This window comes from Kaistella antarctica (assembly GCF_900109615.1).
Taxonomy (GTDB): Bacteria; Bacteroidota; Bacteroidia; order Flavobacteriales; family Weeksellaceae; genus Kaistella; species Kaistella antarctica.
This window is the reverse complement of sequence record NZ_FOIX01000003.1, coordinates 292989-316862: the sequence shown is the minus strand read 5'-3', so window position 1 is coordinate 316862 and position 23874 is coordinate 292989. Positions and strand designations below refer to the sequence as shown.

The window sequence follows — 23874 nt, the reverse complement described above, 5'->3', positions numbered from 1 at the left end:
ATTTTTTTCTGAGCATTGCGGCCTCTAACACTTTGTCCTTCATCTCTTTCAAAGTTATAAATTAATTTTTACAATGTTAAGAATAATATAATTTTTTATAAAAAATGTTAATAAACTTAATAACCTCAGTTCTAACTTTTATGGCGTGCTATTTGACTGTCGTAAAACTAAAATCATTTGAAATGAGAAGAAATACAATATTATTGGCAACTATGGCCATTGCAACCATAGGGACAACTACCCAATCTTGTTTGGCAATAGCGACATCCAGCGTCGGACTAACTGTTATAAAACAAATTCTTTTAGGCGGAATTAATAAAGGTTTAAATATCTTCAGTAATAAAGACAGTTTTCTCGCCAATCAATTAATTGATGCTGCGCTACCACAACAATTAAAGGATATTAACAGTACTTTGCAAAAAGTAGGGTTGAACAGCTTGGTTCAAAAGGAGAAAGATTACATCGCGAGAGCGGCCGCCTTCACTGTTGATACGTCTAGACCAATTTTAAACAATGCGGTAAATTCTTTAACTGCCGAAGACGCGACCAGAATTATACAAGGAGGAAGCGGTGCTGCAACAAAGATTCTAAGAGAGAGAACCTCTGAGCAATTAATGGCTGCAATCGCACCAAAAGTAGATGCGAAACTGAATGAATTCGGATTGGTGCAGACTTTAAATTCGGCTTTGGCAGGAACCAATATCTTAGGAAGTATTTTTGGTGGTCAGAACAGTAATAATTTAGCGACGAACGCAGTAAGCAGATTCGCCGCTCAGCAAATGGTGAACGGACTTTTTAATATTATTGAGAACCATGAGCAACAAAATTCAACCACTATTCTGAACTCCCTTGGTGGAATGAAATAATAAATAAGTATCTTTACTATCTTTAAAATCCGGTTGAATCCGGATTTTTTTTAACCAAAAAAAAAAGAAAATGGCTAACATCATTGAAAACGAAGATCATAAAAGCCCTGAGGACTTCTACGTTTCTTTACAAGAAAAATTAACAGTTAATCATAATTTTCCAGAGGATTATCTTTTCAAATTCATCATCACCAATGAAGAAAAAAAGATCACTGAGATTTATCGAGTTTTCGACGATATGAAATTTACACTCTCTACCAAAGAAAGTAAAAATGCAAAATATGTCTCTTTAAGTATCAGCGCTTTTGTTTTAGATGCTCAACAAGTTATTTCAATCTACAAGAAAGTGGGCGAAATAGAAGGCGTAATGTCCCTTTAATATCATGAATATATTAATCACTGGCGGAACAGGCTTGGTCGGAAGATCATTAGTTGAAAAGCTTAAAAGTAATCACCACAATGTAAGAATTTTGACGCGCTCAAAAAGCGAACGGGAAAACGAATCTTACTGGAATGTTGCTGAAAAAGAAATCGACGACAAAGCTTTCGACAATTTAGACTGCATCATTCATTTAGCGGGCGCTAACATCAGCGAGCGATGGACTGATGACTATAAAAAAGAACTATACTCGAGTAGAATCGATTCTGCAAATTTACTGCTTGAATATTGTCAAAAAAAAGAGATTCATTTAAAATCGTTCATCTCTGCGTCGGGTATGAATTATTACGGAACTTTTACTTCTGATCAAATTTTAACCGAAGAATCTGGCGTTGTAAAAAATGATTTTCTTGCAAAACTGTGTGTGGAATGGGAAAAGGCTGCAGATCAATTTTCACAAATTGCGGATCGTGTTGTTTGTTTAAGAACATCTGTCGTTTTATCTAATGAAGGTGGCGCGTTTCCACTATTGAAAAAAACAGTCGATTATAATATCGGTTCGGGAGTTGGAAGTGGTGAGCAATGGATGAATTGGATTCATATTCATGACTTAGTCGATATGTTTGTAATGGCAGCTGAAAACTCAAAACTCAACGGGAAGTTCAATGCTGTTTCTGATGAAATCCCGACGAACAAAACCTTTATGCAAAAACTGGCGAGAGCTTCGGGTAAAATTTTTCTGCCTATCAACGTGCCTAGTTTTGTGTTGAAACTGGTTTTTGGGGAAATGAGTTCGATTATTTTGGAAGGCACTCGCGCAGATAACAAAAAAATCAAATCGCAGGGATTTGATTTTAAATATTCGAACCTTGATGAAGCGTTAACTGATTTGGTAAAAGATAAAAAATAAATTTATTAGAAATATTCAACACTTTACTTTTCAATAAAGAACTTTACATTTTCTAGCGGACGGCCAATCATAGCGACTGATCCTTTAATGATGATCGGTCTTTGTATAAGCGATGGATTTTCCAGTAACATTTGAATCAATTCATCATCACCCAGATCTTTACCGGAAAATTGATCTTTGTAAATTTTCTCATTCGTTCTCACCATATCTTTCACTGGCAAGTGAAGCTTTTTCACAACCGTGCGAAGTTCCATTTCACTCAACGGCTCATTAATAAAATCGATGATTTCGAAAGCCACGCCGTTTTCATCTAAATATTCTAAAATACCGCGACTTTTCGAGCAGGAATTATTATGAAGAATTTTAATCATTGTAATTAATTTTAGAAGGTTAAACCTAAAAATTAGGAATTATTCAAAAAAACATGATTGTTAATTCTTCCTTTACAAAAAAGCGAATTAGAACAATCCGTGCAATTCAGTTTCAATTCTTTCCAGAATTAAACCGAAATCTTCAGGTCTTTCTACGAAATCTAAATCATCAACTTCTATGATTAATAGCTTTCCTTCGTGATATTCAGAAATCCATTTTTCGTACTTCTGATTGAGTTTAGAAAGGTATTCGATGGAGATCGAAGCTTCATATTCACGACCTCTTTTGTAAATTTTCTTAACTAAATTAGGAACGTCAGATTTCAAATAAATCAGCAAATCGGGTGCCGAAACAAAACTCTTCATCAATTCAAAAACAGAAGAATAGTTCTTAAAATCGCGATCTGTCAACAAGTTCATATCGTTTAAGTTTTCAGCGAAAATATGAGCGTCTTCATAAATGGTGCGATCTTGAATAATGTTTTTCCCACTATCACGAATTTCCTTAACTTGACGGAATCTACTTCCTAAAAAATAAATTTGAAGGGCAAAACTCCATTTGCTCATATCGGCATAAAAATCTTCCAAATAAGGATTATGATCTACATCTTCAAACTGCGCTTGCCAACCATAATGTTTTGCCAACATGGTGGTTAATGTAGTTTTACCAGCGCCAATATTTCCTGTAACAGCAATATGCATTTCTAAATTTTATTTAAGGGATCAGTAATTTGTATTCTTTACTTCGTAATAACCTTTCTGAATTAGAAGAATTATTATTTAAGCTCAGACTCTTTTGCGATTGGGTAAAGATAAAGTTTGTTCTCTTTGATAACAAAATAAGCAGCAGAGTTTTTATCCACAATTTGAGAATTCTCCTTACTAAAAATTGTTTCTAAAGTGTCGGCGTTTAATTCCTGAACGGTAGTTTTAGAAATAATTAAAATTCGATCGTTCTGCCGACGTAGTTTTCTGCCCTCCTGTAAAGGAAAATCAGCAATTTTTTCTGCTTTCAAGGTGTAAACTGCCAATCGATCTTTAAATAAAAAATAAATCTTTTTTTCGAAAACCAGAAAATCAAGTATTGGATCAAAATCGATATTAAAGGAATAGCTGTTGACAACGCGATCATCTCGAAAATTAAACTGAACAAGTCGTTTGGTGCTTTCATCAAGCAACCAAGCCTGTTGCAAATCTTCTACATAAGCTTTGTTAATAAATCCAAATTCCTGACGAAAATTAATGGTTTGGATTTCATTTAAATTTTGATCGAAAAACTTCAGCTCCTGCGCGTTTTCAGAAAATGAGGAAATGTTCAGAGGATTTTGAACCGACTGAATTCGGAACGGTAAGGTCAGCATCAACTTGGCTTTTTGCAGGCCAAGCGAATCGTATTTGGTAAAACTGAAATCTTGATTTTTGTAGAGATAGATATTGCCGTAATCATCGGCGAACAGATCTTTGGCAGCACTTAATCTTAAAGTATCAAACGCCATCTTTTTCTGCGCAGAAAGGGTGCAAAATAAAAATAAAGATAATATTTTACAAACTTTCACCATTTAATTATTTTATAGCAACCTCATAAATTGTCGACCATAACTTTCCTGTCACCAACATGTTTTCTCCTTTGAAAGCGATTCCGTTTAGTGTATTTTCACTATCCACATCGGTGTATTTTTTGGCAATGTCGGTAAAATCAAATTTTCCTACCACTTCGCCATTCGCTGGATTTATTTTTAAAATAATCGGTTTGTGCCACACATTAGCATAAAGGAAACCTTGGTGATATTCCAGCTCGTTGAGTTGGTCAAAAGCTTCCGTATTTCCAGCTACAGAAATGTATCTTACCATTTTAGTAGGATCAGAAACATCCAGAAAATAAATATTTTTTGTTCCATCTGAAGCAATGAGATTTTTACCGTCGTAAGTCAGGCCCCAACCTTCGCCCATTACGTTTGGATAAGGAAATTCGCTTAATAGTTTTAAAGTGCTTTTATCGTAAATAAAACCTTTTTTATTTCTCCAAGTCAATTGGTAGATTTTATCACCTACAATTGCACAACCTTCCGAAAAAACATCGGCTGCCTGAGCCGTCTGTGCAATCGGAGTCGTTGTTCCTAGATTATATTTCCAAATTCTAGACTCCCCTAGCTGGCCATCTGATTCATAAACTGTATTGCCTTCTATCTGAAAACCTTGTGTAAAACTACCAGGATTGTGTGGATATTCTTTTATGATTTCATACGTCAATTGAGCTTCTGGATTTTTCGCAAAAACATTGATTGTCGCATCTTGATTCAGGATTTCGCCACCTTTTTTCTTAATATTAAAAGTGACCGGATTATCACCTAAAGTGAAAAATGCTGGATCTACTATTAAATTCGAAGTTTCTTTATCGCCGAAACTAATGGAAATGCTCTCCGCATTTTCAGTCACTTCTTTCGGAAGTTCTAAAGCGTCACCGAAGTGATATCCTTTGCTTTCCATTGATAGGTTATAGTCATTCAAGGTATTGAGAATCTCCTTGTCCTTATTACAAGACGCAAGAAAGAGAAGTGCAAAAAGGAGTGAAATAATTCTAAGTTTCATTACGTAAATTTTTCCAAAAATACTGAAATTTACTAACATTGACGGAGCCAACTACTAAAATCGAAAAGGAAGGACATAAAATAATAATTACATTTGCTTTACTTATATCGATTAAAATGAAAAATATATCTGCTTTCCTCTTATTTATTTCTGGAGTTTTATCGGCTCAGCAATTTACCAAACAAGATACCTTAAAAGGTTCTAATACTGAATTTAGAAATTTCTGGGATGTCAAAAAATATGAAATTACGGTAGAGCCGAAGTTTGAAACTAAAGCAGTTTCGGGGACAAATAAAATTACCTTCGAAATCATTAAAGATGTGACCAATCCTGTATTTCAAATCGATTTACAGCAACCGATGAATTATAAAGTCATTGATTCTGACGAAAAATTATGTTCTTCAAAAAGGGAAGGCGACTTTATCTTCATTGAAACAAAAAAAGAATATAAGAGAGGCGAAACACATTCTTTTACCATCCAGTTTTTTGGAAATCCAATCGTTGCTAAAAAAGCTCCGTGGGACGGTGGCTGGGTTTTTCAGAAAGATAACCAAGGAAACCCCTGGATGTCGGTTGCACAAGAAGGAATTGGCGCCTCGGTTTGGTTGCCGATAAAAGATATCTGGAGTGATGAACCTGATCAGGGAATGACTATGAAAATCATTACGCCTAAGGATTTGGTTGGGGTCGCCAACGGAAGGTTGATTTCTCAGACCTCCGAAAAAGATAAAAACACCTTCACTTGGGAAGTTAAGAATCCCATTAACGCCTACTCTATTGTTCCTAATGTCGGTAAATACGTCAATTTTAAAGATACTTATGACGGCGAAAAAGGAACGCTCGACTTAGACTATTGGGTTCTAGATTATAATCTCGAAAAAGCAAAAAAACAATTTCAACAAGTAAAACCGATGATGAAAGCCTTTGAATATTGGTTCGGGCCTTATCCTTTTTACGAAGATTCTTACAAATTAGTCGAAAGCCCTTACCTCGGCATGGAGCATCAAAGTTCCGTTGCGTATGGAAACAATTATGAAAATGGTTATTTAGGGAATGATGTTTCTGGCAGCGGGGTTGGCTTGAACTGGGATTTTATTATCATTCATGAAACGGGTCACGAATGGTTTGCCAACAACATTACCGCAAAGGATAAAGCAGATATGTGGCTTCATGAGAGCTTCACCAGTTACTCAGAAACTTTGTTCGTCGAAAAGTATATGGATAAAAATTCCGCAGAGAAATATGTAACTGGAATTCGGAAAAACATCAACAACGACGAACCGATAATTGGCAAGTATGGAGTCGGAAAATCTGGAGGTGGCGACATGTATTATAAAGGCGCCAATATGCTGCACACCATTCGCCAGATCATTAATAATGATGAAAAGTTCAGACAAATATTGCGAGGTTTAAATAAAGATTTCTACCACAAGTTGGTGACGACAAAAGAGATTGAAGATTATATTTCCAAAAAATCAAGCATTGATTTCTCGTCTGTTTTTGATCAATATTTAAGAACGACTCAAATCCCAACTTTAGAATATTCACAAACTGGAAACCTCTTTAAATTCAGATATGATGCGGGCGTGAAGAATTTAAAATTACCAATCAGAATTAATGGAAATCAAGAAATCAACCCAACGGAAAAATGGCAGACAATAAAATTGAAATCAGCGAATCCTGTTCAGTTTGATGTCAATTATTATATATATTATTCTGAAGAAAAATAAATTTTACTGTCGATTTAAAAACTTTAATAATACAAAAAATGCCGCTATTTTTAAAAGCGGCATTTTCTATATCAATCAATTATTATCTGGCATTACAGTTTAGAACATCTGAAACCATCAACCGTTGACTACCCGTATTTGCGGGAACGCCAACATCATCTGAAGGAATATAATTAACCGAACTTAGTGTCGCTGGAACATATATTCTTACGGTCATTTGGCGGTATCCATTTGGTTGGTAAGAAGTCCAGTAACCATTTGGATGAAGTCCCCAACTTCCACGATCAACTTCTGATGTTATCGGATTGACGCCTGTAAGCAAAGCCAATCTTTCTAATTCCGAATAACTCGACGAAGAAGAGCTGAAGAAGTTTCTTATTTTATTTTCAGCCTCTAAAATCACCTGAATCGGTTGAGGCAGATTGCTTTTTGCTTTAGACATTACACTTGCGGGTATAAAATCTAATCCCATTTTTGATAGTTTCAGCAAATCCCCTTTGCTCAAAAGTCGGGTCGCAACCAATTGCAAATCTGGACTCATATTTTTGAAACTTGATTTTGCAATGACTCCCCAAACCAAAGCCTGCACTTTTTCTTGCGGAATATCCTGATTTTGATACCAGTTCTTTACTAAGGAATTAATGAGCTCTTTCCGCGGCCCCTTCAAAGGTGCATACAAATAGCCATCGCCTTTGCTGGGTGCGTAGGTTCCCGCATGCATACAGAAACTTTTAAGTTCGATGGTGTAAAAGCCAGGTTTCAAAACATAGCCTTCGGCTGCGGAAAAATTAACATTACAAAGATTAGTGTATTTTTCATTTTTACCGAAGTCGGTCTTTTTAACATCGATTTTATTACAATCTTTAAAATTTGTGGTGATCGCTTCTGTGGTAATCGCACCGATTACTTTTTCACCGACTAAATTAGCGGCTTTGTCTTTTACTTTATCTTTTAAAAGATCAAAAATTTGAGCATTCCCGAGGATCGATCCGGCCAGGAAAAAAGAAAGGATTAACTTTTTCATAATCAATTAGTTTTTAGGTTATTCCTACGAATTTATACAATTTAGATTGAAATTGTTAAGAATAACGGAGGGTCTTTTAACCCTAATTGATTGAAAATATTTCTTTGAAAATAAAATTTAAGGATTTTTCATACTTATTCTAAAAGTAGTCCCGACACCTACTTCAGTTAAGGCGATTTTAATATCCCCACGGTGGTATTCTTTAATAACTCTTTTCGCTAACGATAATCCTAAGCCCCAACCTCTCTTTTTTGTGGAATATCCTGCTTTGAAAACATTTCGAGCCTGATTTCTCGTCAGCCCCGAGCCAGAATCTTTAATATCAATAACAATGTTTTTGGCTTTTTCGTAGAGTTCGATTTCCAGGCGACCTTCTCCTCGCATGGCATCCACCGCATTTTTCACAATATTTTCAATCACCCAGCTTAGTAGAATTCGATTATGTGGAATCAGCAATTGTTCTTTGGGAAGAATCAGCATGAAACTTACTTTCCTGGAAATTCTCGATTTCAGATAATCGTAATTTTGTTGAATGGTTTCGTTGATATTAAGATCATTAAGTTCGGGAACAGATCCAATTTTAGAAAACCTTTCCGAAATAGTTTTCAGGCGATTGATGTCGTTTTCAATTTCCTTTACACCAACACTGTTTTCGTTTTCCATGCGCAGAATTTCAATCCAACCAATCATTGACGATAATGGTGTCCCAATCTGATGGGCCGTTTCTTTAGCCAAACCCGCCCAAACATAACCTTCATCAGTTTTTTTAATGGTTCGCAAAAACCAAAATGAAAAGAAAATATAAGCCAAGATTAATGAACCTAATATATAAGGTGAGTACCGCAAATTATTGAGTAAATCTGAGTTGGTATAATAAACATATTGGTTATTTCCATCTGGCATTTGTAATTCAATTGGTCTATATGAACTCGCCATTCTATTAACCAGCGCCACCATTTTCTTCGGATCATTCTGAATGTTCATTGGAATATTTCTCTGAAAATCCACACCCAGCGGTTTTTTATCCTTGTCCGTAACAATTACAGGAATGGTATTATTGGTTTTATTAATCTGTAAAATTAATTCCAAGGTCATCGGATCTTCGATGATTTCATTTTGCTGATATTTAATCGTCGTTGCAAAAAGCTCAATTCTTTTAATTTCTTCTTTACGCAAATAATCGATTAGAACCACCGAAGCCACAACAACTGCTGCGACCGCGACAGTAAGTAGAATATAAATAATCCAGTTATTGAGTTTGGAAAAAATTCCTCTTTTCTTCATTAAAATTTTATTTTAAAACATTCAGAACCTGATACAAAGCATCACTGCTATTCCCGCCTTGATAATTATTGATAATGATCGCGAATACGTATTTTTTACCGTCCTTAGAAGTATGATAACCCGCGAAAGTTTTGGTGTTTTTCATCGTTCCACTTTTCATTTTCATGCCGTTTCCTTGCGTTGGGAATCCATCAAAAAACTCATTAAACCAAGGTTGTTTTTTACTGTATAATAAAGACTGAACTTCCGCTCTGGCAGATACATAATTTTGCGGTGAAAGTCCGCTTCCATCAGCAAAATTAATCATTGCCGAGTTAATTCCTTTCGCTTTCCAAAAATCTTTCAAGTAAGAGATTCCAGCATTAAAACTGCCTTCATTTTTTTTTTCTTTTCCTAAAGTTTTAATTAAAGTCTCTCCATAAAAGTTCACACTTTTTCGCATAAACCAAAAAATTATTTTATCTAAAGTCGGCGATTGATACTCTAGCAAAAGATTACTTTTAGGCGCAGAAGAGATTTTCTCACCAGTAATTTTCTGCTGCGACGTTGACGTCACTTTTCCCATAAATTCAATTCCAGCTTCCTGAAACCAGTTTTTTATTTCGTGCCCTAAAGTAAAAGGTGGATTAGGCGTTGCACCCGAAACAGTCATCGCTTTAGCCGGCAATATACCATTGATATAGGCAACATCCGAGTGAGGCGCAGTGAATATCAGACTTTGATCCGAACTTCCACCAGTTTTAATTTCATTCACCCAAGTCACATTCGGTAAGTCAATATTTAAATTTTTAATTTCGCCGCCGGCCATTTGCATATCAAACTGATTTTCGCGCCAGTTGACGCCCCAAACTCCGGCGCCATAATAATTTCCTAAATCGTTCCACGCCCAGCCGCCAGGTATGGTTTGAAAATCGAAGTACGAATCATCGATGATTAAATCGCCAACTATTTTTGAAATACCTTTTTCCTTGATAGACTGAATTAATTTTTGCTTAAAATTTTCAGGTTTGTAACCGTCATATCTCCAGCTTCCCAAAGTGGGATCACCTGTAGAAGTGATGAAAAGATTTCCCTCTAAATTTCCGCCAGAAACTTTTCCTGAATAAGAAGCAGTGGTGACATATTGAAAATCGTTACCCAAAGTTTCCAAAGCCGCCGCGGCCGTAAATATCTTTTGCGTCGATGCGCTGGATAATCCTTTATTTCCATTATTTTCGTAAATGAAATTGCCATTTTCATCAGCCACATAAATCGAAACATTTGCGGAATAGGCTGGCGCAGATGCTAATAATTTCTTTGTCGCCGCATCTAAATTCTGCGCAACGTTCTGCGTAAAATATAATTGAGAAATCAATAGAATGAAAGGCATCAACTTCTTCATAATCACTTTTTTATTTTCAAATATAAAGAAATAAAAAATTTAATGTTTGAAAAATTGAAGAGTGAATTGAATTACGTTTTAGAATAACACAACAACCATCAGATTAACTTGCATAATTCACATTAATTTCGTAAACTTTGTACCATAACTTTAAATATAAAACCAATGGCATCAATTATCACTGGCTTATTTAAAAGCCAAAGTCAAGCGGGAAACCTTTCCACCGATTTACAAAATGCAGGTTTTCAAGATTCAGATTTCATCATCTACCTGCATGATGAGGAAGTTACCAAAGAAATAAAAACTTCCATCTGGCAGTATTTTTTTAAAGACAAAACCAAACTTGAAGATGACAGTTTAGTCGTTAGCGTAAAAGTAAAAACTGCCGACCAGATTGAGAAGGCTAAGAAAGTATTTGCCTTTCATCATTGCATTCATCAGAACTATTTTGAGAATATTAAATTCAGTGATGCTCTGTCACTAGATTACTTAAAGAGAATTGTTTCTCTTCGGGCGAAAGCAGAAATTTACAAATCGCCGCGTCTTCATTATCGCGGACAATCTACCGGGATGAATGCCGAAGTCCTCTTTGGAAATTCTAAAGTCGACTAGAGATCCTCATTATAGCGGTATTATTTCAACCAAAAATGTCCCTCTAAAGTCTAAAAATCTTTACACGATTTTTTTGATTTAACCCGTGGTATTGCACTTTTTTTCCTTATTTTCGTGACCTAATTGGCTCTAACAAATGGTTTACGATTTAGAACAGGAAAATAAAGAAATTCTCGCACGGTATAAAGATCTGATCACAAATACCTACCGCAATTTGGATGAAGAAAAAAATAAACTCATCCGAAAAGCTTTTGATATTGCCTTAGATGCTCACAAAGACCAGCGAAGAAAAACGGGCGAACCTTATATCTATCATCCGATTGAGGTTGCAAAAATCGTGGCCAACGAAATCGGTTTGGGCGCAACGTCCATTGCCTGTGCGCTCCTTCACGATGTGATTGAAGATTCTGATTACACCTACGAAGATCTCAACAAAATATTCGGCAAAAAAATCGCCGACATTGTAAATGGTCTGACCAAGATTTCGGTCATGAACCATCAAAACATTTCTATACAATCTGAAAATTACCGTAAACTTTTATTAACCCTGTCGGAAGATTTCCGTGTTATTTTAATTAAAATTGCGGACAGGCTTCACAATATGCGCACGCTGGAAAGCATGACGCCCGAGAAGCAAAAAAAAATAGCTTCAGAAACGGTTTACATTTATGCGCCTCTTGCCCATCGTTTGGGTTTATACAACATCAAATCTGAACTAGAGGATTTATCTTTAAAATTTAATAATTCCGAAGTTTATCTGGATATTTCTGGGAAGTTAGAAGTGGCCAAAGAAAGTCGCGAAAAATATATTGAAGAATTTAGAAACGAAGTTTTCGAACAGTTAGAAGATGAAAACCTTAATGTTTCGATCAAAGGTCGCGCAAAAGCCATTTCCTCCATCTATCGGAAAATGCTTAAACAAGGCGTTTCCTTTGATGAAGTTTTCGATAATTACGCCATTAGAATTATTTATAAATCAGACGCAAAGAACGAGAAATTTCTTGCCTGGAAAATATATTCTATCGTTACCGACCTTTATCACAGCAATCCTCAGCGAATGCGTGACTGGATTTCGCAACCGCGTTCTACCGGTTATGAAAGTTTGCATCTTACGATTTTGGGTCCCGACAAAAAATGGATCGAAGTTCAAATCCGCTCCGAAAGAATGGACGATATCGCTGAAAAAGGTGTGGCGGCTCATTACAAATATAAAGAAGGATTTCGCCAAAGTTCTGATGAAAAAAACTTTGAATTATGGGTAACCGAAATTCGCGAAGTTTTAGAAAATCAAGAATCCCTTTCTACTACAGAACTTCTGGATGACATTAAACTTAATTTATACTCAAAAGAGGTTTTCGTCTTTACGCCAAAAGGAGAAGTCAAGATTTTACCAATCGGCTCCACGGCGCTCGACTTCGCTTTTTCTGTTCACTCAGATTTAGGCACAAAATGTTTGGGCGCGAAAGTCAACGGAAAATTAGTTCCCATTTCTTATGTTTTGTTAAATGGCGATCAAGTCGATATTTTATCTTCTCAAAATCAGAAACCAAAATTAGACTGGTTAGATTTTGTGGTAACGTCAAAAGCCAAATCAAAAATAAAAGCCATTCTGAATTCAGAAAAAAACTTTTTGGTTGATGAAGGCAAGGAAACTTTGCAAAGGAAAATGCGTCATGCGAAACTTCAATTTAATGATGAGGAGCTGAACAAAATGCAGAAGTTTTTTGATTTGAAAAGTTCACAGGAGTTATTTCTGAAATTTCAAAACGGCGATTTAGATATCGGTGATATTAAAAAATATACCGAAGGCAAAGGGATCTTCAGTAATATTATGCAACGGTTCCGCAAGTCGCCGACTAAAAATGATGTGTTTACAGAAGCTCCTCAAACCAATCTAGACATGATTGTTTTTGGCAAGGACGAAGAAAAACTCGATTATTCTTATGCAAAATGCTGTACCGTAATTCCTGGCGATCGTATCTTCGGCTTCATCACGATTTCAGATGGAATTAAAGTTCATAATGATGGTTGTCCCAATGCCATCAACCTGCGTGCTCAGTACGATTATAGAGTCCTATCGGCAAAATGGGTGAATGAAGAAAGCTTTAAGAACAGAATCAAAATCGAAATTGAAGGTCTCGATCGAATGGGAATGATCAACGATATAACCGCCGTCATCAGCAACAATATGAACATGGATATGAAAAGCATGTCGATTGAATCGAACAATGGCGTCTTCTTAGGAAGCATCAATCTGGAAGTCAGAAATAGAAGCCAGCTCGATGAAACTTTCAAACAACTCAAAAACATTAATGGTGTTTCTCGTGTAAAACGAATGTAATCACACCTCTAAATAATCTTTATGCTTATAACGACCTATTTCAGAAAATTCCTACACAGTTCCCAATCCTCAGGATTTCTACTCATACTTTGCGTGCTCATCTCGCTATTTGTCGCAAATTCTTCGCTCGGAGTTGCCTTTCAAAATTTACTCGATACTAAAATCGGTACCGATATCTTTCAACTTAATTACTCGCTAAGCGTTTGGATAAATGATGGCTTGATGGCCATTTTCTTTTTGCTCGTCGGTTTAGAAATTAAGAGAGAGATTGTTGAAGGTGAACTTTCCACTTTCAAATCAGCTTCTCTACCAATTATCGCGGCAGTCGGCGGAATGGTTGTACCAGGCTTAATTTATTATTTCTTTAATAAAGGAACTGAATATGCAGATGGCTGGGCAATCCCGATGGCAACTGACATTGCGTTCTCGCTCGCGATTATCTCGATGTTGGGGAAACGCGCGCCGTTATCTTTAAAAATATTTCTTGCCGCCCTCGCCATTGTAGATGATTTGGGTGCAATTATGGTTATCGCGATCTTCTATACCGACCAGCTTCATTGGGATTATTTAGGACTGAGTGCTTTAATGGTGGTGATCCTAATCTTACTCAATGTCTTCAAATTCAAGAAACATATTTTCTACATCATCCCCGGACTTTTCTTGTGGTATTTCATGCATCATTCGGGCATCCACGCTACGATTGCGGGAGTCTTACTTGCCTTCACAGTTCCGACAAATGTTTCGGTGACAGAAATTTCACCTTTAGAGAAAATGGAGCAGAAATTACATTTGCCCGTCAACTTTCTCATCATGCCGATTTTCGCTTTATCCAATACCAATATCACCTTTAAAGAAGGCATGGTCGATGGTCTTTTTACCAACTTCGGCTACGGAATTATTTTCGGATTGGTCTTTGGGAAAATCATTGGCATCAATCTATTTTCCTGGATTTTCATTAAACTAAAAATCAGCGATCTGCCCGATAAAAGTTCCTGGTCTCAAATGCTGGGTGCTGGTTTATTGGCAGGGATTGGATTTACCATGTCGATATTCATCGCTCTACTTTCCTTTAAAGGCCATGCCGAAATTCAAGATGAAGCCAAGTTTGCCATCCTGGTAGCGTCCATTATTTCTGGAATAGCAGGTTTTACTTTGTTAAAGTATATCGGCAAGAAGAAAGAAGTTTTAGCAGAATTGGAAGATTAAGAATTAGTCTTTTCTTCCTCTTTAAAATAAAACACCCTTAATTATTTCTAATCAAGGGTGTTTTTTTTGTTTTAAAGTTACTTATTCGACCTTAATATGATGGCGTTCATCAAGCTCATCAGCATTAATAATCAAATCAGAATCGAACTTTAAATCATTAGCTGTCATTTCTTCCGCGATCATTTTATCAACCCGAACTTTCTTGATGGCAATATTCAATTCGTTTCCTAAAAGAATCAAAATGATATTGATATTCACCCAAACCATCACCAAAATAATCGTTCCGATCGATCCGTAAAGAACATTATACCTAGCAAAATTTCTTACATAAATTGCAAAGAAATACGTCAGCAATACAAATAAAATGGTAGTTAAAATTGCTCCTGGAACGGCTTGTTTGAAAGTCGTAATCTTCAAACAACCTACCCAGTAAAAAAGCGCCAGTAAAATAAAATAGAAGATAGGAAAAGAAATAAATCCAATTATTTTCGACATATTATTCACCAGCCAGGAAATATTAATTTCTGGCGTAAATAGTTTCAGCACCACTTCACTGTAGTAAACTCCTAATAAGGAAGCCAGAATCAGCAAGATAAAAGCAATCGTAATCAGGAAAGCCACAAAAAATTCCTTAACAAGGCCTCGCTGTAAGTTGGTGTTAATATTAAATCCGTTAATCAACGAATGTGTTCCATTAACCGCAAAAACCATGGCAAACACAATGGTCATATTGCTAATGTTTTTAATATTCGGCATAATGAAACCCTGAATATATTCGCTCACATCGCTTTGCATATTCGCAGGTAAGATGTTCTGCATGGCCACTTCGAAAATATAAAACTGCAATTTATCGTAATGCGGAAGATATGGTAGCAGTGAAAGTAAAAAGAGAATAAAAGGAAATAAACTTAAAAAGAAACTCCAGGAAATACTTGCGGCACTTCGTCCGATTTGCATTTTGAAGACACCTTGCCCATAAATTTCAAACATTTTCCAAAGAGAAATCCCTAAAAAGGGAATATGAATCTCATCCAGAAAGTCTTTTATTTTGATGATGAAGTGTGGAGTTTTAATGCCCATTAATTTATATTTGCAAAACAAAGATAACAAATGCGAATTAATTTAGTGTGCATGGGCAAGACCGATGATAAAGAAATAGCCAATCTGGTTAAATATTATCAAAATCGCCTGCCCAAATATTGGAATTTTGAAGTCCTCGAAATCGCAGATGTCAAAAACGCCAAAAACCTCAGCCCCGATTTACTTAAAAAAGAAGAAGGGAAATTGTTTTTAAATCTAATAGAAAATTCAGACATCGTTGTCCTCCTTGACGAAAAAGGCAAACAGTTTAGCAGCCGGGAATTCGCCACCAAAATTGATGCTTGGATGAGCTCTTCCGTAAAAAAAGCAATGATTATCGTGGGTGGCGCTTATGGTTTTTCCGCTGAAATGTACGAACGCGCCAATGAAAAAATGTCGCTGTCAAAAATGACTTTCACCCATCAAATGATCCGCTTATTTTTTGTGGAACAAATCTATCGCGCCGACCAAATTCTGCAAGGCAAACCATATCACAACGATTGATGCAGGGGTCATTGGTGATGTTTGATTAATGATAATTGATAGCTGATAGTTGATCGATAATCGATGATAGGTAATTCGCTTATTTTCAAATGTTCAACTTTAAATTTTAAAATCTAAAATTTAAATACGACCACCCGCAACTTTGATACGACCACCCGCAAAGCTGATACGACCACCCGCAACTCTGGTACTGCCACCCGCAAAGCTGATACGACCACCCGCAAAGTAGATACGACCACCCGCAACTCTGATACTGCCACCCGCAAACCTGATACTGCCACCCGCAAACCTGATACGACCACCCGCAAACCTGATACGGTCGCCTGCAAGTCTGATACGACCACCTGCAAACCTGATACTACCACCTGCAAATAGAATACTACTACCTGCAAACTAGAAACTCCTACCTGCAACGCTGAAACTACCACCTGCAAACAGAATACTACCACCTGCAAACTAGAAACTCCTACCTGCAAAAACAAAACGCGAATCTCGCACCTCGCATTTCGCTCCCCGCACCTCGCAAATCAAACGTCATCATAATGCTTAATGGAAAGTATTTTTATTCGTTATCAAATCAACACATAATCAAATTATCACATTAATTTTTTCGTATTTTTGTCTCATGAGTTTAGATTTATCGCTTCGAACAGTTACGGTCATGCGCTACATTCTGCCTTTGCGAGAAGGTGGTTCTTTGCCCGCACTTGCCGAGGCTGATGACGATTTCAAATATGTTTTAAAATTTCGGGGCGCCGGTCACGGTGTCAAGATGTTGATTTCCGAATTGTTGGGTGGGAAAATCGCTCAGGTTCTCGGTTTACCAATCCCCGAATTGGTTTTCGCCAACCTCGATGTAGATTTCGGCCGCACTGAAGCTGATGAAGAAATCCAGGATCTACTCAAGTTCTCCGAAGGATTAAATTTAGGATTGCATTTTCTCTCCGGCGCCATCGCTTACGACCCTTCTATTAAAGTCGATCCGCTCTTAGCTTCCAAAATTGTTTGGTTAGATGGCTACATTACCAATATCGACCGCACTTTTAAGAATACCAATCTCTTAATGTGGCACAAAGAATTGTGGGTGATTGATAACGGCGCTTCCTTATATTTTCACCATTCCTGGATGAATTTTGACAAGAGCGCGCTCACTCCTTTCACCTATGTAAAAGACCATGTTCTTCTTTCGCAAGCGACCCTTCTTGATGAAGCAGATCAAATTGCCCACTCGGTTTTGACTGATGATATATTACACGAAATTGTAGAGTTAATTCCCCTAGAATGGCTCGACTGGAAAGATACCGACGATTCGCCGGCTCAAATAAAAGAAGTGTATTTCAATTTTCTGAAAACACGCCGCGATTATTCTGTCAACTTTTTAAACGAAGCCAAAAATGCAAGAGTCTAAAATTTACGAATACGCAGTAATCCGGCTCGTACCGAAAGTGGAGAGAGAAGAATTTTTCAATATCGGACTCCTCATGTTTTCTAAACGCGAAAAATACATCCGCTTTGAATTCCATCTCTGCACCGAAAAATTCAAGTCGATGAACCCTGAAATAGACTATCATGATATTTCTCAAAATCTAGAAAATTTTAAACACGTGGCAAGTGGACAAAAGGAAGGCGGCCCAATCGCCCTACTCGATATTCCCGAAAGATTCCGCTGGTTGACGGCGGTTAGAAGTTCGGTCATACAAACTTCTCGTCCCCATCCTGGTAAAACACAGGATTTAGACAAAACTTTTGAGCGATTGTTTCAGGAATTGGTCAAGTAAAATGTAAGCTTGCTTTAAATTTCCACCTTCTTCGAAATCATATCTTTATTACTTTAAAATCGATATGAGTATAATCTCTTTATTATTATATAACTGAGATCTATTTCTGGTTACACTCCAGCTCAATATCCTTATCGCGTCCCAAAAAGGACGAGTTGCTCTACCATTCCGCTTCTATAAATCTTATTTCTGACGTGAATTACATAAATAATAGTTCAAGTAAAATTCTCATTTCATCAATCAACTTTTAAACTCCAACTCGATCACATTGATAGTCAAAAGATCAGTTCCTTTTATTCTCCCTTTTTTTCTCTCACCTAACTATTTATCATCTGAAACCAAATTACGGTGAATTCACCCTACGAAAAACCGTGTTTAAACCCATGTTTTCTATTTTTAAAACCCCAATTTTTGTAGTGGGAGAAATTACTGTTCTGTAAAATGCTTAAACCCATACAGAAAAGATGACGGACATTCATCACTAATATTTAAAAATAATAACACAATGAAAAAACATTCTTTACTCTTAAAAATTAATCTGGTATTTTTTCTCTGCTGTGCAGGAATTTACCAAGCGCAACAAACAACCCTGGCAGCAGGCGGAACCGTGCATTCTACGGCAGGCTCGCTTTCTTATTCTGTGGGCCAAATATTCTACGAACCCCAAAAGACAGCAACCGGAGAAGTAAATCCCGGTGTTCAGCAACCCTATGAAATTTATGTATTAGCAACTAGCGAATCTTCAGTAAATAAGAACATCACGATTTACCCTAATCCGGTGAAGGATTTTCTAATTGTTGATTTTAACGCTGAAAAGTTAGAAAAATCCTCTTACCAACTATTTGATGGTACTGGCAGAATAATCAGCAAAGGAGAATTGAAAAATTTGAAAACTGAAATTAACACTTCCACTCTTTCTTCAGGACTATATATCCTCTCCATTTCGAGTGATGAAAAAAATATAAAAACCTTTAAAATAATTAAAAACAAATAACCATGAAAAAATCATTACAACTCTTCGCATTGCTTTTCTGCATGATCATTTTTGCACAAGCACCAGAAAAATTTTCTTACCAAGCTGTTATCAGAAATGGATCTGGCGTTCTAATACAGAATGCTCCAGTTGGCTTGAAGATCAGCATTCTTAAAACTTCCGTCACAGGAACAGTAGTTTATTCAGAATCACAAACTGCCACAACCAATTTAAATGGACTAATATCTATTCAGGTTGGATCAGGCACCCTAATTAGTGGAACAATTGCTGGAATCGACTGGTCTGCCGATTCCTATTACATTAAAACAGAAGTCGATCCAAGTGGAGGAACAACTTATTCGATTGCAGGAACTACACAATTGTTGAGTGTTCCATATGCCTTGTATTCAAAAAATTCTGGAAGCGGCTCAAGTTTCACTTTGCCTTATGTTGGAACAGCTAATAATGCAGCATCACTTCTTCAAGTAACAAACACTGGAGCAGGAAGTTCCTTGGAAGGCATCAATAATTCAGTAACTGATCAAATTTCTGCTGTGAAAGGGGTAATAAATTCTACAACTCCGGGAGCTTACTCTACAGCGGTACGAGGCGTTAATAATGGAACAAGTTCTTTAGGCATCGGTGTTTGGGGGTCCCAAGAAGGTAGCGGGTTTGGCGTCTATGGGGTTACTCCGGCTGGTTATTCTGTATTAGGCTCTACCCAAACAGGAACCGCTGGTTACTTTACGTCCAATGATACCGGTAAAGCTTTGGTAACTGAAGGACCTATACGATTCAGTAATATAGGAGCAGGTGCTGGCAAAGTGTTAACCAGCGACGCTTCAGGAAATGCAACGTGGCAAAATGGAGGTGCGGCAAAAGTGCATTTAAGTTCAACGGGCGGAAGTTCACAATCAACACCAAGTGGTATTGTTACAGTTGTCAACACGTGGTTAGGTCTAGACGAGAGCGGTGGCGCAAATTATAATGCGACAACCGGAGAATATACCATTCCTGTTACAGGATATTACGCTGTAAAAGCACAGATTAGCTTTTCATCTTCAAACACAATAGCAGGAGCTCAATCCAATGTTAGAATACAAGTAGATGGAAATACCGCAAAACAAACTTATACAAATAATGCGGTAATAGGACAATTTCACACTGATGCTTCGGTTAATTTAGAAAAAACTTTTACTGTGGGACAAAAGGTACGCATCGCAGTAGTACAAAATGGCTCCGCAACTAATAATTTATTTCCACCCGCAACTAATTTCAGCATTCATTTAATTCATCAATAAATATTTTAAAATTAGACATCATGAAAAAAATAATAATCACCACAACACTTTTGCTAGGAACAGTTTTCATCTACGCTCAAAAGGCTGAGCCTGTAAGACAGGTAAAAGAATATACCACAAGTACCGAGGATCCTCATAATCCTCTGGTAAATGGTATTCCGTACAACCAATACAAAGCCCAAGTACAGACAGAGGAGAAAAATAGTGCTGCAGCAGAAGTAAAAGCACGAAAAGAAGCAGTTACGAAAAAATTAGAAATTCAGAGAAAAATTGAAAATGCTACCAGCGAACAAAGCGTGCAAGAAAAAAAATAATCATTAAAACTAATAATCAGAAGAGCTTTCCAATAGAAAGCTCTTTTTTTTATTTTAAATTTTAGTCAACTTCGCAAATTTCAGAATCAAATTCTTCTCGCCTTCATGCTGAAATTTAACTTTTGCTTTAATGTTTTGTGCATCAGTACCATCAAGGAAAATAACTTCTCCCACGCCGAAACGGTCATGACGAACACGATCACCCACTTCAATATCTTGGGAAGAATTTCCGCTTGGATTTATAATTCTTGCCGTAGCTACCGGTTTTAAATTCTGCGGGATCGGAGCTGGTTCATTTTTCTCGATGGTTTTCTTGGGATCTTTCTTTTTAAAGAACCGAGGTTCACTATTATCATCGTCAAAAATGCTCGATTTCAAACCTGAATTATTCATGAAACGACTTTCGGTGGCCGGATTGATGAACTCTAAATATTGCTCATCAACTTCACTTAAAAACCTCGATGGTTCTGCGCTCGTAATTTTCCCCCATTGAAAACGGGAAACGGCGTAGGTAAAAAAGACCTGCTTTTCGGCTCTGGTTAAAGCAACATAAAAAAGCCTTCTCTCCTCTTCCAACTCTTCTCGTGTTGAGGAACTCATAAAACTCGGAAACAAGTTTTCCTCCAGACCAACAACGTGCACCACTGGAAACTCCAGCCCTTTGGATAGATGAATGGTCATCAAAGAAACCTGGTCGCCATCTTGATTTTTATCCGTTTGCGTATCGGCGGAAAGCGCAATGTTCTCCAAAAAGCTCGAGAGTGACGCGTCGCCATCTTCTAACTGTTGCTGTTCTTCGATAAAACCTTGCATCGAGTTCATCAACTCCTGAATGTTTTCTACTCGCGAAATTCCTTCCGGAGTTTGATCGTCTTTTAGAAATTTTATGACTCCACTTCGCTTGGCAACTTCCATAGCGACATTGTACGCATTTTCAGTTTTTAACATGACCTGAAATGCTTTAATCATTGACCAGAAATCAGAAAGCTTGGTTAAGATTCCATTATTCAATTTTAAGTTGGGCGCATAAAAACCGAGATTGTCTAAGACTTGAGTAACTGCAATATTCTGAGAGTCTGCAAAAACAATCAGTTTATTTTGGGTTGTTTCTCCAATTCCACGTACGGGATAATTGATAATTCTAGACAATGCTTCAGAATCATTTTCATTGACCAACAGACGCAAATACGCGATAAGATCTTTTACCTCTTTTCTTTGGTAAAAAGATAATCCACCGAAAACACGATACGGAATATTCTTTCTCCTCAGCGCATCTTCAAAGGCACGGGTTTGAGAATTGGTACGGTATAGAATAGCGAAATCAGTAAATTTTTTCTGGTCAGAATTGTGCTGTTCCCAAATATTAGAAGCTACAAAATTAGCCTCATCAGCATCGGAAAGAGAACGGTAGACTTTTATTTTCTCGCCTTCTTCATTATCACTGAAGACATTTTTTTTAAACTGCTGTAAGTTTTTAGAAATAACAACATTAGCAGCATTAACGATATTTTGAGTCGAACGGTAATTTTGTTCCAAGGAAACGGTTACGGCATCAGGGTAATCTTTTTTAAAGTTTAAGATATTGTAGATATTCGCACCACGGAAAGAGTAAATAGATTGCGCATCGTCTCCCACTACACAAATATTTTCAAATTTTGAAGCTAATGCTTTCACAATTAAATATTGGGAATGGTTGGTATCTTGGTACTCATCGACTAAAATATACCTGAAACGATCTTGATATTTGGCAAGAACTTCGGGAAACCTCGTTAACAGTTCATTGGTTCTTAGCAATAAATCATCAAAATCCATAGCTCCATTTCGGAAACAAACATCCACATATTTTTGATAAATTGCACCGATGCTTTTCATATTGGCACGCTCATCAGCTTCGATAAGTTCGGGATTATTGAAATAGGCTTTTACGGTAATAAGATTATTTTTGTAAGAAGATATTCTTGCCTGAACTTTTTTCGGTTTGTATAAGTCACCATCGATATTCAATTCTTTTAAAACCTTTCTGATTACATTTAGAGAATCTTGGGAATCGTAAATCGTAAAGTTGGACGGAAACCCAATATAGTGCGCCTCAGATCGTAAAATCCTGGCAAAGACAGAGTGGAAAGTTCCCATCCAGAGAGATCGCGCTTCACTTTGACCCACAACTTTTGCAATCCTTTCCTTCATTTCTTTAGCGGCTTTGTTGGTGAAAGTTAAAGCCAGAATATTAAAAGGATCTACCAAATTGGTTATCAAATGGGCGATACGCATGGTGAGCACGCGCGTTTTACCAGAACCTGCTCCAGCAAGCACCATCAAAGGTCCTTCAAGAGATGTTACAGCTTCATATTGAGGTTTATTGAGTCCTTTTAAATAATCCATTTGCATAATAAATTGAGTTTCAAATTTACGGAAATTTTAGAGAATTACCTTATAAACGCAGTGTTGACGGAAACGCTAATAATACTTATAGAAAAATTAGAATGTACAAAGGAAAAGGCACAAAAATTGAAGAACTGTTAATTACAAATCAACAAAACTAAATTCCATGTCAGAAAATATACTATCTCTTGAGGATGTAAAATTCCTCGAAATTCTACATACTAAATTCGGTTTACAATTCATTCGATGTGATGATTCTGGAGTGAAGATTAATAATGAGCAATTGATTGCAAAAGCTACCTCGAATCAATCATTTGATAATATGTTTTATCTCTCTGAAATTACTAAAAAATTAAAATATAGACTTAATTCCAATTTCCAATTAAACTTCTCGACGGGACTTAATTTCCATGTCGAAAGAATTTAAAAACGGACTAAAACTAAAAAAGACAATCTGATTAAGTTGTCTTTTATTTTTCAAGAACTGAGGTAATTAAGTTTAGTTATAATATCTTCAATCTCAAATGGTTTCGCAATAAAGTCATTGGCGCCCGATTGAATGGCCGTTTGTTCTAAGCCTCGGCTCGCAGACATCATCAAGACTGGAATGTTTTTAGTGTCGATATTATCTTTTAGTTTTTTACAAATGTCTCGTCCATCCTCACCCGACAACCACATATCTAAGATAATGATATTTGGCTTATTGCTTCTTTGAACGTATTTTAAAATTTCGGAGCCGCGTTCAAAAGTATTTACTTCATAACCTTCAAAATCTAACATTGTTCCCAAAGAATCCAGAATGGCAATATCATCATCAACTATAAATATTTTTTTTGAGTTCATTTTTTC

General features: G+C 36.7%; 24 protein-coding genes. 14 read left to right on the top strand and 10 right to left on the bottom strand.

All coding sequences use genetic code 11. The features are described 5' to 3' along the window. Positions 1-182: 182 nt before the first annotated feature. From BMX49_RS10005 to BMX49_RS09995, 3 genes are all read left to right on the top strand, one after another. Entirely contained in the window at positions 183-866 is a 684-nt protein-coding gene (locus tag BMX49_RS10005) for a DUF4197 family protein (RefSeq protein ID WP_051803822.1), read from the top strand. 70 nt (positions 867-936) lie between these two features. Then, a complete protein-coding gene (locus BMX49_RS10000) occupies positions 937-1245 on the top strand; it encodes a DUF493 family protein (RefSeq protein WP_034720383.1) in 309 nt (102 codons plus the stop codon). Positions 1246-1249: 4 nt separating this feature from the next. Next, the gene (locus tag BMX49_RS09995; protein ID WP_034720381.1) at positions 1250-2155 is read left to right on the top strand and encodes a TIGR01777 family oxidoreductase; all 906 of its coding nucleotides are present in this window, start codon (positions 1250-1252) and stop codon (positions 2153-2155) included. A gap of 23 nt (positions 2156-2178) precedes the next feature. On the opposite strand, the gene BMX49_RS09990 is transcribed toward BMX49_RS09995, so the two are convergent. The 4 genes from BMX49_RS09990 to BMX49_RS09975 all read right to left on the bottom strand — a co-directional run bounded on the left by BMX49_RS09990 (position 2179) and on the right by BMX49_RS09975 (position 5115). Then, positions 2179-2526: an ArsC/Spx/MgsR family protein gene (locus BMX49_RS09990; RefSeq protein WP_034720380.1), complete on the bottom strand. Its 348-nt coding sequence runs from the start codon at positions 2524-2526 to the stop codon at positions 2179-2181. An 87-nt stretch (positions 2527-2613) separates the two neighbouring features. After that, entirely contained in the window at positions 2614-3228 is a 615-nt protein-coding gene (locus BMX49_RS09985; RefSeq protein WP_034720379.1) for a deoxynucleoside kinase, read from the bottom strand. A gap of 74 nt (positions 3229-3302) precedes the next feature. Next, positions 3303-4085, bottom strand: coding sequence for a hypothetical protein (locus BMX49_RS09980; protein WP_074726726.1), 783 nt, complete (start codon positions 4083-4085; stop codon positions 3303-3305). Positions 4086-4089: 4 nt separating this feature from the next. Then, positions 4090-5115 carry a glutaminyl-peptide cyclotransferase gene (locus BMX49_RS09975; protein WP_034721488.1) on the bottom strand — a complete coding sequence of 342 codons (1026 nt, stop codon included), beginning with the start codon at positions 5113-5115 and terminating at the stop codon, positions 4090-4092. A 116-nt stretch (positions 5116-5231) separates the two neighbouring features. On the opposite strand from BMX49_RS09975, the gene BMX49_RS09970 reads away from it, so the two are divergent. Beyond that, complete coding sequence (locus BMX49_RS09970) at positions 5232-6845, top strand: M1 family metallopeptidase (protein WP_034720376.1); 1614 nt, start codon at positions 5232-5234, stop codon at positions 6843-6845. Between the two features lie 82 nt (positions 6846-6927). On the opposite strand, the gene BMX49_RS09965 is transcribed toward BMX49_RS09970, so the two are convergent. From BMX49_RS09965 to dacB, 3 genes are all read right to left on the bottom strand, one after another. Next, entirely contained in the window at positions 6928-7869 is a 942-nt protein-coding gene (locus tag BMX49_RS09965) for a hypothetical protein (RefSeq protein ID WP_034720374.1), read from the bottom strand. A gap of 117 nt (positions 7870-7986) precedes the next feature. Next, entirely contained in the window at positions 7987-9153 is a 1167-nt protein-coding gene (locus BMX49_RS09960) for a sensor histidine kinase (RefSeq protein ID WP_034720372.1), read from the bottom strand. Between the two features lie 7 nt (positions 9154-9160). Further along, complete coding sequence (gene dacB / locus BMX49_RS09955; RefSeq protein WP_034720369.1) at positions 9161-10534, bottom strand: D-alanyl-D-alanine carboxypeptidase/D-alanyl-D-alanine endopeptidase; 1374 nt, start codon at positions 10532-10534, stop codon at positions 9161-9163. Positions 10535-10699: 165 nt separating this feature from the next. Between dacB and BMX49_RS09950 the strand changes: the two genes are divergently transcribed. From BMX49_RS09950 to nhaA, 3 genes are all read left to right on the top strand, one after another. Beyond that, on the top strand, positions 10700-11146 hold the full coding sequence (locus tag BMX49_RS09950) for a hypothetical protein (RefSeq protein ID WP_034720366.1): 447 nt from the start codon (positions 10700-10702) through the stop codon (positions 11144-11146). Positions 11147-11282: 136 nt separating this feature from the next. After that, positions 11283-13487, top strand: coding sequence for a RelA/SpoT family protein (locus tag BMX49_RS09945; RefSeq protein WP_034720365.1), 2205 nt, complete (start codon positions 11283-11285; stop codon positions 13485-13487). Positions 13488-13508: 21 nt separating this feature from the next. Continuing rightward, positions 13509-14693, top strand: a complete 1185-nt coding sequence (gene nhaA / locus BMX49_RS09940) for a Na+/H+ antiporter NhaA (protein WP_034720363.1) — start codon at positions 13509-13511, stop codon at positions 14691-14693. Positions 14694-14774: 81 nt separating this feature from the next. Here nhaA and BMX49_RS09935 read toward each other — a convergent pair whose 3' ends face one another. Continuing rightward, positions 14775-15773, bottom strand: a complete 999-nt coding sequence (locus BMX49_RS09935) for a YihY/virulence factor BrkB family protein (protein WP_034720362.1) — start codon at positions 15771-15773, stop codon at positions 14775-14777. Between the two features lie 30 nt (positions 15774-15803). On the opposite strand from BMX49_RS09935, the gene BMX49_RS09930 reads away from it, so the two are divergent. The 6 genes from BMX49_RS09930 to BMX49_RS09900 all read left to right on the top strand — a co-directional run bounded on the left by BMX49_RS09930 (position 15804) and on the right by BMX49_RS09900 (position 20643). Beyond that, on the top strand, positions 15804-16277 hold the full coding sequence (locus tag BMX49_RS09930) for a 23S rRNA (pseudouridine(1915)-N(3))-methyltransferase RlmH (protein ID WP_034720359.1): 474 nt from the start codon (positions 15804-15806) through the stop codon (positions 16275-16277). Between the two features lie 625 nt (positions 16278-16902). After that, positions 16903-17685 (top strand): HipA family kinase, encoded by a 783-nt coding sequence (locus BMX49_RS09920; RefSeq protein WP_034720355.1) that lies wholly within the window; start codon positions 16903-16905, stop codon positions 17683-17685. Then, a complete protein-coding gene (locus tag BMX49_RS09915; protein WP_034720352.1) occupies positions 17672-18055 on the top strand; it encodes a DUF3037 domain-containing protein in 384 nt (127 codons plus the stop codon). Before BMX49_RS09920 ends, BMX49_RS09915 begins: the two co-directional genes overlap by 14 nt. A 505-nt stretch (positions 18056-18560) precedes the next feature. Continuing rightward, entirely contained in the window at positions 18561-19049 is a 489-nt protein-coding gene (locus tag BMX49_RS09910; RefSeq protein WP_034720350.1) for a T9SS type A sorting domain-containing protein, read from the top strand. 2 nt (positions 19050-19051) lie between these two features. Next, positions 19052-20329 carry a DUF8740 domain-containing protein gene (locus BMX49_RS09905; RefSeq protein WP_126337119.1) on the top strand — a complete coding sequence of 426 codons (1278 nt, stop codon included), beginning with the start codon at positions 19052-19054 and terminating at the stop codon, positions 20327-20329. A 20-nt stretch (positions 20330-20349) separates the two neighbouring features. Then, positions 20350-20643 carry a hypothetical protein gene (locus BMX49_RS09900; RefSeq protein WP_034720348.1) on the top strand — a complete coding sequence of 98 codons (294 nt, stop codon included), beginning with the start codon at positions 20350-20352 and terminating at the stop codon, positions 20641-20643. Between the two features lie 54 nt (positions 20644-20697). On the opposite strand, the gene BMX49_RS09895 is transcribed toward BMX49_RS09900, so the two are convergent. Next, a complete protein-coding gene (locus BMX49_RS09895; RefSeq protein WP_034721485.1) occupies positions 20698-23025 on the bottom strand; it encodes an ATP-dependent helicase in 2328 nt (775 codons plus the stop codon). Between the two features lie 166 nt (positions 23026-23191). Between BMX49_RS09895 and BMX49_RS09890 the strand changes: the two genes are divergently transcribed. Further along, entirely contained in the window at positions 23192-23452 is a 261-nt protein-coding gene (locus BMX49_RS09890) for a hypothetical protein (protein WP_034720346.1), read from the top strand. A gap of 50 nt (positions 23453-23502) precedes the next feature. Here the strand turns inward: BMX49_RS09890 and BMX49_RS09885 are convergent, their stop codons facing one another. Beyond that, the gene (locus BMX49_RS09885) at positions 23503-23868 is read right to left on the bottom strand and encodes a response regulator (RefSeq protein WP_034720343.1); all 366 of its coding nucleotides are present in this window, start codon (positions 23866-23868) and stop codon (positions 23503-23505) included. Positions 23869-23874: the final 6 nt, after the last annotated feature.